The 13,112-nt window shown below is 72.3% G+C and carries 15 protein-coding genes and 1 riboswitch; of the genes, 8 read left to right on the forward strand and 7 right to left on the reverse strand.

What is annotated here, in order from left to right; translation table 11 throughout:
* Nucleotides 1–15: 15 nt before the first annotated feature.
* Nucleotides 16–111, forward strand: a riboswitch (TPP riboswitch).
* From thiM to M4960_RS04080, 3 genes are all read left to right on the forward strand, one after another.
* Entirely contained in the window at nt 100–972 is an 873-nt protein-coding gene (thiM, locus tag M4960_RS04070; protein WP_248703508.1) for a hydroxyethylthiazole kinase, read from the forward strand. It overlaps the preceding riboswitch by 12 nt.
* Entirely contained in the window at nt 969–1,718 is a 750-nt protein-coding gene (gene thiE / locus M4960_RS04075; RefSeq protein WP_248703509.1) for a thiamine phosphate synthase, read from the forward strand. The genes thiM and thiE overlap by 4 nt, the downstream gene beginning before the upstream one ends.
* On the forward strand, nt 1,715–3,304 hold the full coding sequence (locus M4960_RS04080) for a bifunctional hydroxymethylpyrimidine kinase/phosphomethylpyrimidine kinase (RefSeq protein ID WP_248703510.1): 1,590 nt from the start codon (nt 1,715–1,717) through the stop codon (nt 3,302–3,304). The genes thiE and M4960_RS04080 overlap by 4 nt, the downstream gene beginning before the upstream one ends.
* A 66-nt stretch (nt 3,305–3,370) precedes the next feature.
* On the opposite strand, the gene M4960_RS04085 is transcribed toward M4960_RS04080, so the two are convergent.
* The 4 genes from M4960_RS04085 to M4960_RS04100 all read right to left on the reverse strand — a co-directional run bounded on the left by M4960_RS04085 (nt 3,371) and on the right by M4960_RS04100 (nt 5,210).
* Nucleotides 3,371–3,880: a metallophosphoesterase gene (locus M4960_RS04085; protein ID WP_248703511.1), complete on the reverse strand. Its 510-nt coding sequence runs from the start codon at nt 3,878–3,880 to the stop codon at nt 3,371–3,373.
* Nucleotides 3,877–4,347: a MarR family winged helix-turn-helix transcriptional regulator gene (locus M4960_RS04090; RefSeq protein ID WP_123939187.1), complete on the reverse strand. Its 471-nt coding sequence runs from the start codon at nt 4,345–4,347 to the stop codon at nt 3,877–3,879. Before M4960_RS04090 ends, M4960_RS04085 begins: the two co-directional genes overlap by 4 nt.
* 82 nt (nt 4,348–4,429) lie before the next feature.
* Complete coding sequence (locus M4960_RS04095) at nt 4,430–4,891, reverse strand: VOC family protein (protein WP_134193478.1); 462 nt, start codon at nt 4,889–4,891, stop codon at nt 4,430–4,432.
* A 22-nt stretch (nt 4,892–4,913) separates the two neighbouring features.
* Nucleotides 4,914–5,210 (reverse strand): GNAT family N-acetyltransferase, encoded by a 297-nt coding sequence (locus tag M4960_RS04100; RefSeq protein ID WP_123292435.1) that lies wholly within the window; start codon nt 5,208–5,210, stop codon nt 4,914–4,916.
* A 76-nt stretch (nt 5,211–5,286) separates the two neighbouring features.
* Between M4960_RS04100 and M4960_RS04105 the strand changes: the two genes are divergently transcribed.
* Nucleotides 5,287–5,922, forward strand: a complete 636-nt coding sequence (locus M4960_RS04105; RefSeq protein ID WP_248703512.1) for an NADPH-dependent F420 reductase — start codon at nt 5,287–5,289, stop codon at nt 5,920–5,922.
* Between the two features lie 100 nt (nt 5,923–6,022).
* On the opposite strand, the gene M4960_RS04110 is transcribed toward M4960_RS04105, so the two are convergent.
* Entirely contained in the window at nt 6,023–6,991 is a 969-nt protein-coding gene (locus tag M4960_RS04110) for an aldo/keto reductase (RefSeq protein ID WP_248703513.1), read from the reverse strand.
* Nucleotides 6,992–7,146: 155 nt separating this feature from the next.
* On the opposite strand from M4960_RS04110, the gene M4960_RS04115 reads away from it, so the two are divergent.
* Nucleotides 7,147–8,223, forward strand: a complete 1,077-nt coding sequence (locus tag M4960_RS04115; protein ID WP_248703514.1) for a hypothetical protein — start codon at nt 7,147–7,149, stop codon at nt 8,221–8,223.
* Nucleotides 8,224–8,259: 36 nt separating this feature from the next.
* On the opposite strand, the gene M4960_RS04120 is transcribed toward M4960_RS04115, so the two are convergent.
* The gene (locus tag M4960_RS04120) at nt 8,260–9,117 is read right to left on the reverse strand and encodes a LysR substrate-binding domain-containing protein (RefSeq protein ID WP_123292823.1); all 858 of its coding nucleotides are present in this window, start codon (nt 9,115–9,117) and stop codon (nt 8,260–8,262) included.
* A gap of 170 nt (nt 9,118–9,287) precedes the next feature.
* Between M4960_RS04120 and M4960_RS04125 the strand changes: the two genes are divergently transcribed.
* On the forward strand, nt 9,288–10,610 hold the full coding sequence (locus M4960_RS04125) for an MFS transporter (RefSeq protein WP_123292432.1): 1,323 nt from the start codon (nt 9,288–9,290) through the stop codon (nt 10,608–10,610).
* A gap of 175 nt (nt 10,611–10,785) precedes the next feature.
* Here the strand turns inward: M4960_RS04125 and M4960_RS04130 are convergent, their stop codons facing one another.
* The gene (locus M4960_RS04130; RefSeq protein WP_173168345.1) at nt 10,786–11,433 is read right to left on the reverse strand and encodes an NAD(P)-dependent oxidoreductase; all 648 of its coding nucleotides are present in this window, start codon (nt 11,431–11,433) and stop codon (nt 10,786–10,788) included.
* 112 nt (nt 11,434–11,545) lie between these two features.
* Between M4960_RS04130 and M4960_RS04135 the strand changes: the two genes are divergently transcribed.
* A complete protein-coding gene (locus tag M4960_RS04135; RefSeq protein WP_248703515.1) occupies nt 11,546–11,908 on the forward strand; it encodes a helix-turn-helix domain-containing protein in 363 nt (120 codons plus the stop codon).
* Between the two features lie 160 nt (nt 11,909–12,068).
* On the forward strand, nt 12,069–13,097 hold the full coding sequence (locus M4960_RS04140) for an NADPH:quinone reductase (RefSeq protein WP_131879032.1): 1,029 nt from the start codon (nt 12,069–12,071) through the stop codon (nt 13,095–13,097).
* The last annotated feature ends 15 nt before the right edge of the window (nt 13,098–13,112 follow it).

Here is a 13,112-nt window from a genome sequence, read left to right on the forward strand (position 1 = left end):
CTCGTGTACGGTGTCGATCGAGACACGGGGTGCCGCAACCAGCGGCTGAGATCACACCCGTCGAACCTGCTCGAGCTCGTACTCGCGAAGGGATCGTCCATGGAAACCGCTGCGCCCTCCCCTGCCTGGGCCCACCGAACCGCCGAACTGCTCGAGGCCGTCAGAGCCCGGAGCCCGTTGGTGCAGTGCATCACGAACACCGTGGTGCAGAACGTCACCGCGAACGTGCTGCTCGCCCTCGGGGCCTCGCCCGCGATGGTCGACGTGGCGACCGAGGCGGGACCGTTCGCCCGGGTCGCCGACGCCCTGCTGGTGAACACCGGCACCCCGCACGCCGAACCCCGGGTCGCGGCGCTCGAGGCCGCGCACGCCGCCCGCGACACCGGTACCCCCTGGGTGCTCGACCCCGTCGCGGTCGGCTCGCTGCCGGTGCGCACCGCCCTGGCCCGCGACCTGCTGGCGCTGCACCCGACGGTGCTGCGCGGCAACGCGTCCGAGGTCCTCGCTCTGCTCGGCACGTCGGCCGGTGGCCGCGGCGTCGACAGCACGGTGGGCACCGAGGACGCCCGTGCGGCTGCGGTCGACGCCGTGTCCGGTCAGGCGGCCGGGAGGCTCGTGGCCGCGGTGGCCGTGTCGGGTCCCGTCGACCTGTTGGTCGCGCCGGGCACCGGTGTGGTCCGGGTCGCGAACGGCACCGAGCTGTTGACGCGGATCACCGGGGGCGGGTGCGCCCTCGGCGCGGTCGTCGCCGCGTTCACGGCGGTCGCGCCCGACGACGCCGGCGCGGCCGCCGTCGCGGCGACCGCGGTGCACACGATCGCCGCGGAGCTCGCCGCCCGCGAGGCCGGTGGCCCCGGCACCTTCCAGCCGCTGTTCCTCGACCGGTTGGCGTCCCTCACCCCCGAGGACGTCGTCCGCGAGGCCCGGATCAAGGTCGAGGCCGAGCCTGCGTCCCTGGTGGTGCCGGCATGAGCGGGCTTCCGGAGGACTTCGGCGTGTACCTGGTCACCGACGGCACGCTGGCCGACCGACACGGTGTCGGTGTGCTCGGGGTGGTCCGCGCCGCGGTGCACGCCGGGGTCCGGATCGTACAGGTGCGGGACAAGGACGCCTCGGCGCGCGACCTGCTGGCCCTGACCGCTGCCGTGGCCGACGCCGTGGGCGACCGGGCCGCCGTGGTGGTCGACGACCGGCTCGACGTCGCCCTCGCCGCTCAGCACGCGGGACACCGGGTCGCGGGGGTGCACCTCGGCCAGTCGGACGTCCCCGTGACCGCTGCTCGTGCCCTGCTCGGGCCGGACGCGCACGTCGGGTTGACCGCGAACACCCCGGAGCACCTGGCCGTCGTCGCCCGCCTGCCCCGCGGCACCGTGGACCTGCTCGGCGTCGGGGTCGTGCACCCCACCACCACGAAGGCCGACCACCCGCCGGCACTCGGGCACGACGGGTTCGCCCGGCTCGCGGCAGCGACGGACGTGCCGTGCGTGGCGATCGGCGGGGTGACCCTCGACGACGTCGCGCCGCTCCGGGCAGCGGGCGCAGCCGGGGTCGCGATCGTGTCGGGCATCTGCGCCGCGGCCGATCCCGGGTCCGCAGCGGCCGCGTACGTGGCCGCGTGGAGCTCTGGACCCGGCCACGGGGCGGAGCCGGGGCGGCTCGCGGCGGGCGATCCGTTCCTCCTGTCGGGGGCTTCGTCGCACCACGGGGCGGAGTCGTGAGCGTCCCGCGCGTCCTGGCCATCGCCGGGACCGACCCGACGGGCGGTGCTGGGTTGCAGGCCGACCTCAAGGCGATCGCGGCGCACGACGGGTACGGCATGGGCGTGGTCACCGCCCTCGTCGCGCAGAACACGCACGGGGTGCGGTCGGTGCACGTGCCGGACGTCGCGTTCCTGCGGGAGCAGCTCGACGCGGTGTCGGACGACGTCACGATCGACGCTGTGAAGGTCGGGATGCTCGGCACAGCACCGGTCGTCCGCGTCGTGACGGACTGGTTGCGGGAGCACCGGCCGCCCGTGGTCGTCGTGGACCCGGTGATGGTGGCGACGAGTGGTGACCGGTTGCTCGACGAGGACGCCGCCGCCGCGATGGGTGCACTGTTCGGGCTGGCCGACCTGGTGACGCCGAACCGGGCCGAGTTGCAGGTGTTGGCGGAGCTGGCCGGGGCTGGGGCTGGTGGTGCTCGTGCTGGTGCCGCTGGTTCTGCGGCTGGTGCGGCGCCTGCGTCGTTGTCGTCGCTGGACGCTGCGCGGCTCGTGGCGTCGACGTGGGACGTGCTCGTGCTGGCGAAGGGCGGGCACGACGAGGGGCCGACCTCCGACGACGTGCTCGTGTCGCCGTCGGGGTCTACTCGGCGGTTCACGGGTCCCCGCGTCGCGACCGCCAACACGCACGGCACCGGGTGCTCCCTGTCGAGTGCGATCGCGACGCTCGCTGCGCGGCACGGGGAGTGGGAACTCGCGGTCGGGGTGGCGAAGCCCTGGCTGACGGCTGCGCTGCGGGGAGCCGATGCCCTGGAGGTCGGGTCCGGCAACGGGCCCATCGACCACGGCGCCGTGATCCGCGCGTCGCTGCCCGTGGTCCGGTTCACCGACGTGTGGTGGTCCGACGTCGGCTCGGTGCTGCAGGCCACGATCGAGTGCGGGTTCCTGGTCGGGCTGCGGGACGGGACGCTCGACGCGGACGTGTTCGCCGGGTACCTCGCGCAGGACGTGCACTACCTGCGGGCCTACGAGCAGCACCTGGCGGCGTTGGCGGCGAGCGCTGCTGGCGCTGGCGCTGCGGCTGCCGGCGCTGCGGGTGTTGGTGCTGCGGGTGTTGGTGCTGCGGCTGCCGGCGCTGGTCGTGGTCCTGCGGCTGCCGCCTTCTGGACTGCGGCGTCCGAGGGCTGCGCCGCCGAGGCCCGCGACCTGCACCACCGACGCCTCGCCGGCACCCACGCCGACGACCCCGTCCACCCGACGTGCGCCGGGTACCTCGCACACCTGCAGGAGGCGGCGGACTCCGGGTCGGCGGCCGTGCTCGCCGCAGCGGTGCTCCCCTGCTTCCGGGTCTACGCCTGGGTGGGGGCGCAGCTCGGCGCGGCTCCGGACGGGCACGCGTTCGCGGACTGGATCACGGCGTACGGCGACCCGGGCTTCGCGGCGTCGAGTGCCGAGGCAACCCGTCTGGTCGAGGAGATGGCGGCAGCAGCGACCCCGATCGAGCGGGGGCGGATGGCGCGCGCGTTCCGCCGCTCGACCGAGTGGGAGCTGGCGTTCTTCGCGATGCCGCTGGTGGGGGCCGCTGGCGAGTTCACGTGCTGACCGACACCTCACGGGTTCGTCGACCCGCGAGGTGTCGTCTGGCGCGAAACGTCGGCGCGGGTGGCCTCAGCGGGCGGGCGGCGGCAGGCGCACCAGCTCGACGGCCAGGTCGGCGCCGGTCACCGTCCCGCGCATCCACGTGAAGTCCGGCTGCCGACGGCGATCGGTCGGCGAGCCGGGGTTGAGCAGCCGCAGCCCGGTCGGTGCGACGGTGTCCCAAGGGATGTGCGAGTGCCCGAAGACGAGCACGTCGACGTCCGGGTACTCGGCGGCCATCCGGCGCTCCCGGCCCGTCGCGGCACCGGTCTCGTGCACGAGCGCGAACCGCAGGTCCTCGACCGCGAAGTGCGCGACGAGCGGCAGCCGGTCGTCGAACTCGGGGCCGTCGTTGTTGCCGCGAACGCCTTCGAACCGGTGGGATCGGGCCTGCACGGCGTCGAGGGTGGCGAGGTCGACCCAGTCCCCCGCGTGCACGACGAGGTCGGCGGCGTCGACATCGGACCAGAGCGCCACGGGCAGGTCCTTCGCCCGCTTCGGCAGGTGCGTGTCGGAGAGCAGGACGAACGACGTGGTCACGTCGAGGATCGTCCGGGCATCGGCAGTCCGGCCTCGTCCGAGGCGCCGAGCCGTTCGAGCAGTCCGGCGAGCAGGGCGATGTCGTCGTCGGACCAGCCGGCGAGCCGTTCCTCCAGCGCATCCCGGTGCAGCTGCACGGAACGCTCGAGCGCGGTGCGACCGGCGTCCGTCGCCACGAGGGGCTTCGCGTTGCCGGTGCCGCCGTCGGTCGTCTCGATCAGCTTCGTGGCGAGGAGCCCGGACAGCTGGCGCGAGATCGTCGAGCGGTTCAGGCGCAGGTACCGGGCGATGTCGATGGCCATGCAGCCGGGGTGCTGCACCACGAAGTCGACGAGGGACTGGTCGACGACGCTCAGTGCCTGGTCGGACCCGCGGGCACGGATGCTCGCACGTCGGGTGATCCGGGCGAGCTCGGTGTACGCCCGGCCGATCTCGCTGTTCCGGATCCCGGAGCTCGGGTGGTCCATCGTGGCTCCAGCCTTTCGGTGCCGGCGCCGGCCGGCGGTCTTCTGTGCCGACACCATACCGGTCGGTACGCGATATTCGGGCTCAGTGACCTGCAGCTGCGGCCCGGAGCGCGGGGATGTCGAGCTTCTGCATCGTCATCATCGCCTGGAAGACACGGGCGTTCGCCTCGGGGTCGCCCGAACCGGTCATGAGCTCACCCATCATCGACGGGGTCACCTGCCAGGCGACACCCCAGCGGTCGAACAACCAGCCGCACATGCTCGGCTTCCCGCCGTCGGCGAGCAGGGCGTCCCAGATGCGGTCGAGTTCGTCCTGCGTGTCGACGTCGACCTGGAACGAGACGGCATCGGTGTGCGGGTGTCCCGGGCCGCCGTTCATCGCCCGGTACGGCTGCCCGAGCAACGTGAACTCGACGACAAGGGTCGCGCCGTCCGGGGTCTTCGCCACACTGTCGACCGAACTACCGGGGAACAGGTCGACGTAGTACCGGGCGGCCTGCTCGGCTTGGTCGTCGTACCAGAGGAAGGGGGTGATGGTGGGCATGGGGCGCTCTTCTCGCGTCGGCTCAGTCCGCGGCACTGCGGATGAGCAGGTCTGACTTCTCGGGGTGCTCGTCGAACCACTTGCCGACGAACCAGCACATCGGCACGACCCGCTTCGTCGAGTTCGTCTCGACGTCGGCGACCGCGTACTCGACGAGCTCGGCCGCGTAGCCGTGCCCGCGGTGCTTCGGCACCGTGTACGTGTGCGGGAACGCGATCGCGTCGCCGTTCTCGCGGTAGTCGAGCACGCTCACGAGCTCGCCGCCGACGTACATCGCGTAGCGGTCGTGGTCGGTCTCGTCGCGGAACTCGTGGTCCATGCCGCCATCATGCTCCGCCCGGGGCGCACGTGCCCCACCGGGAATGCTCGTGGCCGCCGAGCGTTGGATGGACACCATGACAACGATCGGCATCATCGGCGCAGGCAACATCGGATCCCAACTGGCACGGCTCGCGGTGCAGTACGGCCACCAGGTCGTGATCGCGAACTCCCGCGGCCCCGAGACCCTGGCCGACCTGGTGGCCGAACTCGGCGACCAGGCCCGTGCGGTCACCCGTGACGAAGCCGCCGCCGCCGGCGAGGTCGTCGTCGTGACGGTGCCGCTCGCCGCAATCGAGACGATCCCGGCGGAGCCGCTCGTCGGCAAGGTCGTCATCGACACGAACAACTACTACTGGGAGCGCGACGGCCACATCCCTGCGCTCGACGACGAGTCGACGACGACGGCCGAGCTGCTGCAGGACCACCTGCCCGGCGCCCGGGTCGTCAAGGCGTTCAACCACATCGGCGCCGCGGACCTCACCGGCCACGCCAGCCCGGCCCGTACCCCGGACCGTCGCGCCCTCGTGATCGCGGGCGACGACGCCGAGGCGAAGCAGGTCACCGCGGACCTCATCGACGAGTTCGGCTTCGACGTCGTCGACGCCGGACCCCTCGCCGAGGGCTGGCGCATCCAGCGGGACACCCCCGGCTACGGCCCGCGCCTGACCGCCGACCAGCTGCGCGACGCACTGCAGGCAGCCACCCGCTGACGCGCGCGGTTTCGCGCTGAGCGACACATCACGAGCTGCGGAGCCCGTGAACTGTCGCCCAGCGCGAAACCCGGCGCCGGGCCCGCCGACCCGCGCCCGCCTACGCCCGGTCGAAGATCACCGTCATGTCGGCGATGTCGTCCTCGGTCGGCTCCCACGTGGTGCCGGCCTCGACGTTCTGCGTGATCTGCTCCGGCTTCGTCGCCCCCGCGATGACGCTCGACAACCCCGGCTGCGCGAGCAACCACGCGAAGGTCGCCTGCAGCATCGTGACGCCGCGGTGGTCGCAGAACCGCTGGTAGTCGTCGAGCACGTCCCACGGGGCGTCCTCGAGCAGCTGCGGCTTCGCCGTCGACAGGCGCCCGTCGGCCGGCCCCCCGGCCTTCGTGTACTTGCCGGTCAGCAGCCCGTTGTACAGCGGGAAGAACGGCAGGAACCCGAGGGCGTAGGCGCGGACGGCCGGCAGCACCTCGGCCTCGGCGGCTCGGGCGAGCGGGCTGTACTCGTTCTGCGCGGACACGAACGCCGTGGTGCCGGCGATCGACGCGGTCAGCTCGGCCTCGGCGATCTGCCAGCCCGCGAAGTTCGAGTGCCCGATGTAGCGGATCTTGCCCTCGCGGACCAGGTCGTCGAGGACCGACAGCGTCTCCTCGATCGGGGTCACGTCGTCGGGACGGTGCATCTGGTACAGGTCGATCCAGTCCGTGCCGAGGCGACGGAGCGACGACTCGACGGCCAACCGGACGTACCGCCGCGATCCCCGCACACCCCAGTCCGGCCCGTTCGCGCCCTGCATGTCCATGCCGAACTTCGTCGCGAGCACGATCTCGTCACGCCGCCCAGCGATCGACCGGCCGAGCATCTCCTCGGACATGCCGGGCCGGCCACCGTAGATGTCGGCCGTGTCGAAGAGCGTGACCCCGGCGTCGAGTGCCGCCCGCACGACGGCGTCCGTGCCCTCCTGCGACTCGGAGGCGGTCCCCGGCCGCCCGAAGTTGTTGCAGCCGAGGCCGACGGTGGAGACGACGAGCCCCGAGGGACCCAGTGGACGGTGTTCGATTCCGGTCATGCCCCGAACGTACCGGCGACCCCGGAACTGGGGCTGCGACATCCGCGACCGTTGCCGCTAGAACTGACGATGGATCAGTCGACGAAGGGAGCACCGCAGTGGCGTCGCATCGCATGCAGGATTCGGAACGGCCGCGCCGTCCCGTGCCGTCCTGGGTGACCGCACCGGTCGTCGAACCGTCCGCCGGGCGGGTCGCGTCCGACTCCGCAGCGAGCACCGGCCAGGAGGCCCGTCCCACCCCCGCCACGTCGCGCGCCGCTCACGGTGCGCCGGCTCCCACCACCGTGGTCGGCTCCGCCCCGCAGCCGACCGCCACGCTCGACCCGACGGCAGCGCCGACGCCGGAGCCTGCGTCCATCGCCACCCTGGTCGAGGACGACGTCACGGTCCCCGACTACCCGCCGCAGCAGGACCTCCTGCCACCGGCCCCGACATCACCGACCGTGCACACCGTGCCGTTCGACACCGCCGCCGTGGCCTCCGCACCGGCCCCGGTCTCACCGATCGACGCCGCTCCCCGCACCGCACCGGCCCCCGCACCGTCGCCCGTGCCCTCCGCCGGACAGCCCCGGTTCTCCGTGCCCGGCCTGGAGCACGTCGTCGTCGAGGGCACCGAGCCCGAACCCGTCGGTCCGATCGGCTTCCGCACGCCCCGCCGCTTCGCCCACCAGCAGGCCGCCGCCGCCGTCGTGACCCCGGCACCGACGCCGGCTTCCACCCACATGCGCTCCTTCGACGCGGTCCTGCAGGCGCCGGTGTCCGCGGCTGCACCCGCGGCCACGAACGCCACCGTGCCGTCGACCGCACCCGTGGCGGAGGCGACCGCGTCCGTCGGGGCCGAGCCGGGCCTCCCGACCGAACTGCTCGACCAGCCCGTGGCCGCAGCCGCCCAGCCGGAGCCGCGCCGTGTACTCGGTGCGACGCCCGGGGCGGTCCTGGGCGCCGTGGCGGGCATCGCGACGCTCGGACTCGCGGCCTGGTGGTTCACCGCGCCGGCGACCGTGCACGGTGTCGGTGTCGTGCTCGGACTCCTCGCGCTGGTGGTGTCGCTCGTGACGCTGCGCGACCGCGCGGCGACGTGGCAGCGGCCGGTCGCGCTGCTCGGCGCCGTGCTCGGTGGCGTCGGAACGCTCGTGCTGCTGTGGGCCGTCGCGTCGGCGCTGCTGCCGCTCGCCGGGGTGACGCTGCCCGACCTGACCGGGACCGGGACGACCCCGACCCTCGCGCCGTAGCGGGCTCGGTCTCCGGTTCGGCCCCTCGGCTGGCGGTCAGACGGCGCGGACGACCCCGCGCGACAGGATCGCGTTCGTCAGGGCGTCGATCGGCTCGCGCTGCACCGTCGGGTTGGCGATGAGGACGTAGTCGACCGCCGGCAGATCCGGCAACCCGAGCCGCTGCGACACCTTCACCAGGTCCGCCGGGATGAGCGAGTGCGGGAACACCGCCACGCCGATCCCCGCCCGCACCGCCGCCAGCACGCCGTTCACGTCGCGGGTGTTGCAGGTGATCCGCCAGGTGCGGCCCGCGGCCTCGAGGGCGTCGATCGCCATCTGCCGGCTGATGCTCGGCGCCTGGTACGCGATGAGCGGCACGGGCTCGTCGCGTTCGACCGCGATGCCGTCCTGCGCCATCCACACCATCTGGTCGGTCGCGACCCGGGTCCCCTCGGCGGACTCCCCCGCGGTCTGCTTGATGAACACGAGGTCGAGCTGCCCGGCGTGCACCCGGCGCAGGAGCGGTGACGACTGGTTCACCGTCAGCTCGAGGTTCACCTGCGGGTGCAGCCGCCGGAAGTCCCGGAGGATGCGCGGCAACTGCGTGATCGCGAGGTCGTCGGCCGCACCGAACCGGAGGCGCCCACGGGTCGCCGACCCCGAGAAGTACGCATCCGCGGTGGCGTGGGCCGCGAGGATCGTCCGGGCGAAGCCGGCCATCGCGTCGCCGTTGTCGGTGAGGGTGACGCCACGGGTGTCGCGGGCGACGAGCGTGCGGGACACCGCGGTCTCGAGCCGCCGGACGTGCTGGGAGACGGTGGGCTGGCTGATGCCGAGGCGGGCACCGGCCTGCGTGAAGCTCTGCGTCTCGGCGACGGCCAGGAAGGTCTGCAGCAGGACCGGATCGAGCACGGGCACCTCGTTCGTTCGTGCGAGTGTCGCGCGGTCGTTCGCGCGGTCGTTCGCTCGGTCATTCGACATCGCAATGGATTGATAGCCACCATAGGGGTGTCGAATGGCCCGCGGCCACGTAGTTTCGTTGGGGTACCAGATCCGCAACGACGTCCGGAGAACCCCTCACCGTGAGTGCGTCATCGACGACCCTCCCCCCGCCCACCGAACCACTCCCGATCCAGGCCACCCGCCCGCCCTGGCGGCACACCCTCATCGCCCTGTCCGTGCCGAACTTCCGGCTGTTCACGGCCACCAACCTCGTCGCGATGACCGCCGGGTGGATGCAGCGCATCGCCCAGGACTGGCTCGTCCTGCAGCTGACCGGCTCGGTCGCGCAGGTCGGCATCACCGTCGCCTGCCAGTTCGCGCCGATGCTGCTGTTCGGGCTGCTCGGCGGCGTGCTCGTCGACCGGTTCTCGAAGCGCGCGCTGATGATGATCACGCAGGGCGCCTTCGCGGTGCTGTCCGCACTGCTCGCCGTGCTGACGCTCGCCGGTGTGGTCGAGGCCTGGCACATCTGGGTGATCGCGTTCCTGGTCGGGATGGTCACCGTCATCGACAACCCGGCCCGCCAGGTGTTCGTCACCGAGATCGTCGGACACCAGCACCTCCGCAACGCGATCAGCGTGAACTCGTCGGTGTTCCAGCTCGGCGGCATGATCGGTCCCGCGCTGTCCGGGGCGCTGCTCGTCGCCGTCGGGGCCGGCTGGTCGTTCGGCGTGAACGCGATCGCCTGCGTCGCCGTCGTCGTGACGCTCGGGTTCCTGAAGGTCTCGGAGCTGCACCGGACGCCCCCGGCGCCCCGCGGCAAGGGGCAGCTGATCGAGGGGCTCCGCTACGCCGTCAACAAGCCGACGATCATCGTGCCGGTGATCCTCGTCGCGTTCTTCTCGGTGTTCGCCCTGACGATGCCCGTGCTGCTGTCGGCCTTCGCGTCACAGGTGTACGACGTCGGCGCCGCCGGGTACGGCGTGTTCAACTCGGCCGTGGCGATCGGTGCGCTCGTCGGCGCGCTGCTCTCCACACGTCGAGCGGTCGTGCGGCTCCGGACCATCGTCGGCGGGGTGTTCTGGACCGGGGTGCTGCTCGTCGTCTCGGGGTCGATCCCCGTGATCGCGCCGTTCACCGTGGCGCTCGTCGCCGTCGGGATGTCGCAGCTGCTGTTCCAGACCGCGTCGAACTCACTCGTGCAGCTGTCGTCGAACGTGGCGATCCGCGGCCGGGTGATGTCGCTCTACGTGCTCGTGCTGCTCGGCGGTCAGGCGATCGGTGGGCCGCTCATGGGCCAGGTCGTCGACCACTTCGGGGCGCACGTCGGGATGATGGTCGCCGGTGGGGTGCCCGCGGCGGCCGCCGCCGTGATCGCGCTCGTCCTCGCCCGCCGAGGCGGCCTGCACCTGGCCGTGCGCATGCGCCACCACGTGCCGCTGCCGGCCATCGTCGCCCACTGAGCGGGGCGGTGGGCGCACCCGCCCGGCGGACGGGAGGCCCGTGGCGGCCCCGCCCCGCGCCTCCCGTCCGCCGCCTGGTCGCGCCGGACGCGCGCCGCACAACCAAAGTCACCCGGAACCACGCCGTTGCGCGGTTCCGGGTGACCTTGGTTGTGCGAAGCGGAAGCGAACCGCCTCAGTAAGCCACGCCGAAACGGGCCTGGTGGTGCGCCGGGTTCGCGATCTCGTCGACGAAGGCCAGGCCGAAGTCGTCGCCGGAGATGTCCGAGTTGCCCTCGGCGTCGGTCAGCAGGACCTCGTCGGTCGTGCGGTAGGTGCCACGACGCTCGCCCGGGTTGTAGCTGCCGTAACCGGCGGCCGGGCTGACGTAGAACCAGTCGACGTCGGTGTCCGAGGCACGGAGCGCGTCGAGGATCTGCGCGTGGCTCTTCGCCTCGCCCTTGAACGCGTCCGGGAACTCGGCCGAGTCGAACAGGCGCGGTCCACCGTCGGCGACGAGCAGCGAACCGGCGCCGCCCACGATGCCGAGACGCGCACCGGCGCTGGCCGCAGCGTCGACGAAGTGCTGGAACTCGTCCTTGAGCTCACTGCCGTCCGACTGGACCGCGTGCAGTGCGACGACGATGACGTCCGCGTCCTTCGTGACCTCGGCCACGAAGTCTGCGTCGAAGGCATCGCCCTGCGCCAGGGTCAGGCCCTCGGCGGCGTCGAGCTTGCTCGTGTCGCGCGCGACGGCGGTGACGGCGATGCCACGGGAGAGGGCTTCGCGGGTGATGGCGGAGCCGGCGTAGCCGGTGCCTCCGAAGACGACGATGCTGGTCATGCTGTTCCTTTCGTGGGGCTGGTGCTGCTCACCGTACAAGAGTTACTCTCTTTGAGTAAGTAGGCACCTCACGGTGCGTTACGGAGCTCGTTCGCCACGGAGGCCACGTCAGATGTCAGCACTCGAGTACAGCCCCTACGCGGCCGACTGCCCCAGTCGCCAGCTGCTCGACCGCATCGGCGACCGGTGGAGCGTGCTGACGATCGGCACCCTCGCCGACGGGCCGCAACGGTACTCGGCGATCGCGAACCGGGTGCAGGGCGTGTCGCAGAAGATGCTCACGCAGACCCTCCGGGCACTCGAGCGGGACGGACTCGTCACCCGCACGGTGTTCCCCGAGATCCCACCGCACGTCGAGTACGAACTCACCGATCGCGGGCGGTCGCTCCGCCGGGTGCTCGAGCCGCTCGAGGCGTGGGCGACGTCGCACATGGACGACGTCGCGGTGTCGCGCGTGGAGTACGACTCGCGCTGAGCCGCCGCGGGCGGGCGGGCGGGCGCGGGCGCGGCGGGCGGGGGCACTTCGTGAGCAGAAATGGTCGGGTCGGCGGCGCACACCCGACCATTTGTGCTCACGAAGTGCCACCACGCGCACACTCGGAATCCCCGACGGCGGCGAGTGGTTGCCTTGGGACATGCGATCGATCGTCTACACGAAGCCCGGTGACAGCAGCGTCCTCGAACTCGTCGAGCGGGACGTCCCCGAACCCGGCGCCGGTGAGGTCCGCGTCCGCGTCGTCGTCTCCGGCGTGAACCCGACGGACTGGAAGGCCCGGGCGGGCGGTACCTACGGCGACGGACTGCCCTTCCCCGAGATCACCCCGAACCAGGACGGCGCCGGTGTCGTCGACGCGGTCGGCCCGGGTGTCGAGGACCTCGCCGTCGGTGACCGCGTGTGGCTCTTCATGGCCGCCGCCTCGCGCCCGACCGGAACTGCACAGGAGTACACCGTCGTGCCGGAGACCCGAGCGGTCCGCCTGCCCGACGAGACGAGCTTCGACATCGGTGCTTCGCTCGGTGTCCCGGCGATGACCGCGCACCGCGCCCTCACGACGCACGAGGACGGCCCCGCACGACTCGGCCCCGGTGCGCTCGACGGCGTCACGGTGCTCGTCGCCGGTGGTGCCGGAGCGGTGGGGCACGCGGCGATCCAGCTCGCCCGTTGGGCCGGCGCGACGGTGATCACGACGATCAGCTCGGACGACAAGGCCGCACTCGCCACCGCGGCGGGTGCCCACCACGTCGTGAACTACCGGCAGGACGACGCCGCGGCTCGCATCCGCGAGATCGCGCGGGACGGCGTCGACATCGTCGTCGAGGTGTCGATCCCCCAGAACGCCGAACTGGTCGCCGAAGTCCTCGCAAACCACGGCGTCGTGTCGATCTACGCGAACAACGGCGGCGACGAGGCCACGCTGCCGATCCGCCCGAACATGAGCGTGAACGCGCGCTACCAGTTCCTGCTGCTCTACACGATCGGTGACGAGGCCCTGGCCGCAGCAGCCGAGGACGTCACCGAGGCGCTGCACGACGGCGTGCTGCCGGTCGGCGCGGACGCGGGACTGCCGCTCACCCGCTTCGACCTCGCCCGCACCGCGGACGCGCACGACGCCGTCGAGCAGGACACCGTCGGCAAGGTGCTGATCGACGTGCCCCAGGCGTAGTAGCCCCGACGCCCA

This window comes from Curtobacterium sp. MWU13-2055, assembly GCF_023242305.1.
Classification (GTDB): Bacteria; Actinomycetota; Actinomycetes; order Actinomycetales; family Microbacteriaceae; genus Curtobacterium.

Bases quoted from the DNA above. Each gene is read 5' to 3' on its own strand.
- M4960_RS04095 (WP_134193478.1), bottom strand. From the start codon at position 4,891: ATGCCCACCATCACCCCCTTCCTCTGGTACGACGACCAAGCCGAGCAG.
- thiE (WP_248703509.1), top strand. From the start codon at position 969: ATGAGCGGGCTTCCGGAGGACTTCGGCGTGTACCTGGTCACCGACGGC.
- M4960_RS04140 (WP_131879032.1), top strand. From the start codon at position 12,069: ATGCGATCGATCGTCTACACGAAGCCCGGTGACAGCAGCGTCCTCGAA.
- M4960_RS04100 (WP_123292435.1), bottom strand. From the start codon at position 5,210: ATGGACCACGAGTTCCGCGACGAGACCGACCACGACCGCTACGCGATG.
- M4960_RS04090 (WP_123939187.1), bottom strand. From the start codon at position 4,347: ATGGACCACCCGAGCTCCGGGATCCGGAACAGCGAGATCGGCCGGGCG.
- thiM (WP_248703508.1), top strand. From the start codon at position 100: ATGGAAACCGCTGCGCCCTCCCCTGCCTGGGCCCACCGAACCGCCGAA.
- M4960_RS04110 (WP_248703513.1), bottom strand. From the start codon at position 6,991: ATGACCGGAATCGAACACCGTCCACTGGGTCCCTCGGGGCTCGTCGTC.
- M4960_RS04105 (WP_248703512.1), top strand. From the start codon at position 5,287: ATGACAACGATCGGCATCATCGGCGCAGGCAACATCGGATCCCAACTG.
- M4960_RS04135 (WP_248703515.1), top strand. From the start codon at position 11,546: ATGTCAGCACTCGAGTACAGCCCCTACGCGGCCGACTGCCCCAGTCGC.
- M4960_RS04130 (WP_173168345.1), bottom strand. From the start codon at position 11,433: ATGACCAGCATCGTCGTCTTCGGAGGCACCGGCTACGCCGGCTCCGCC.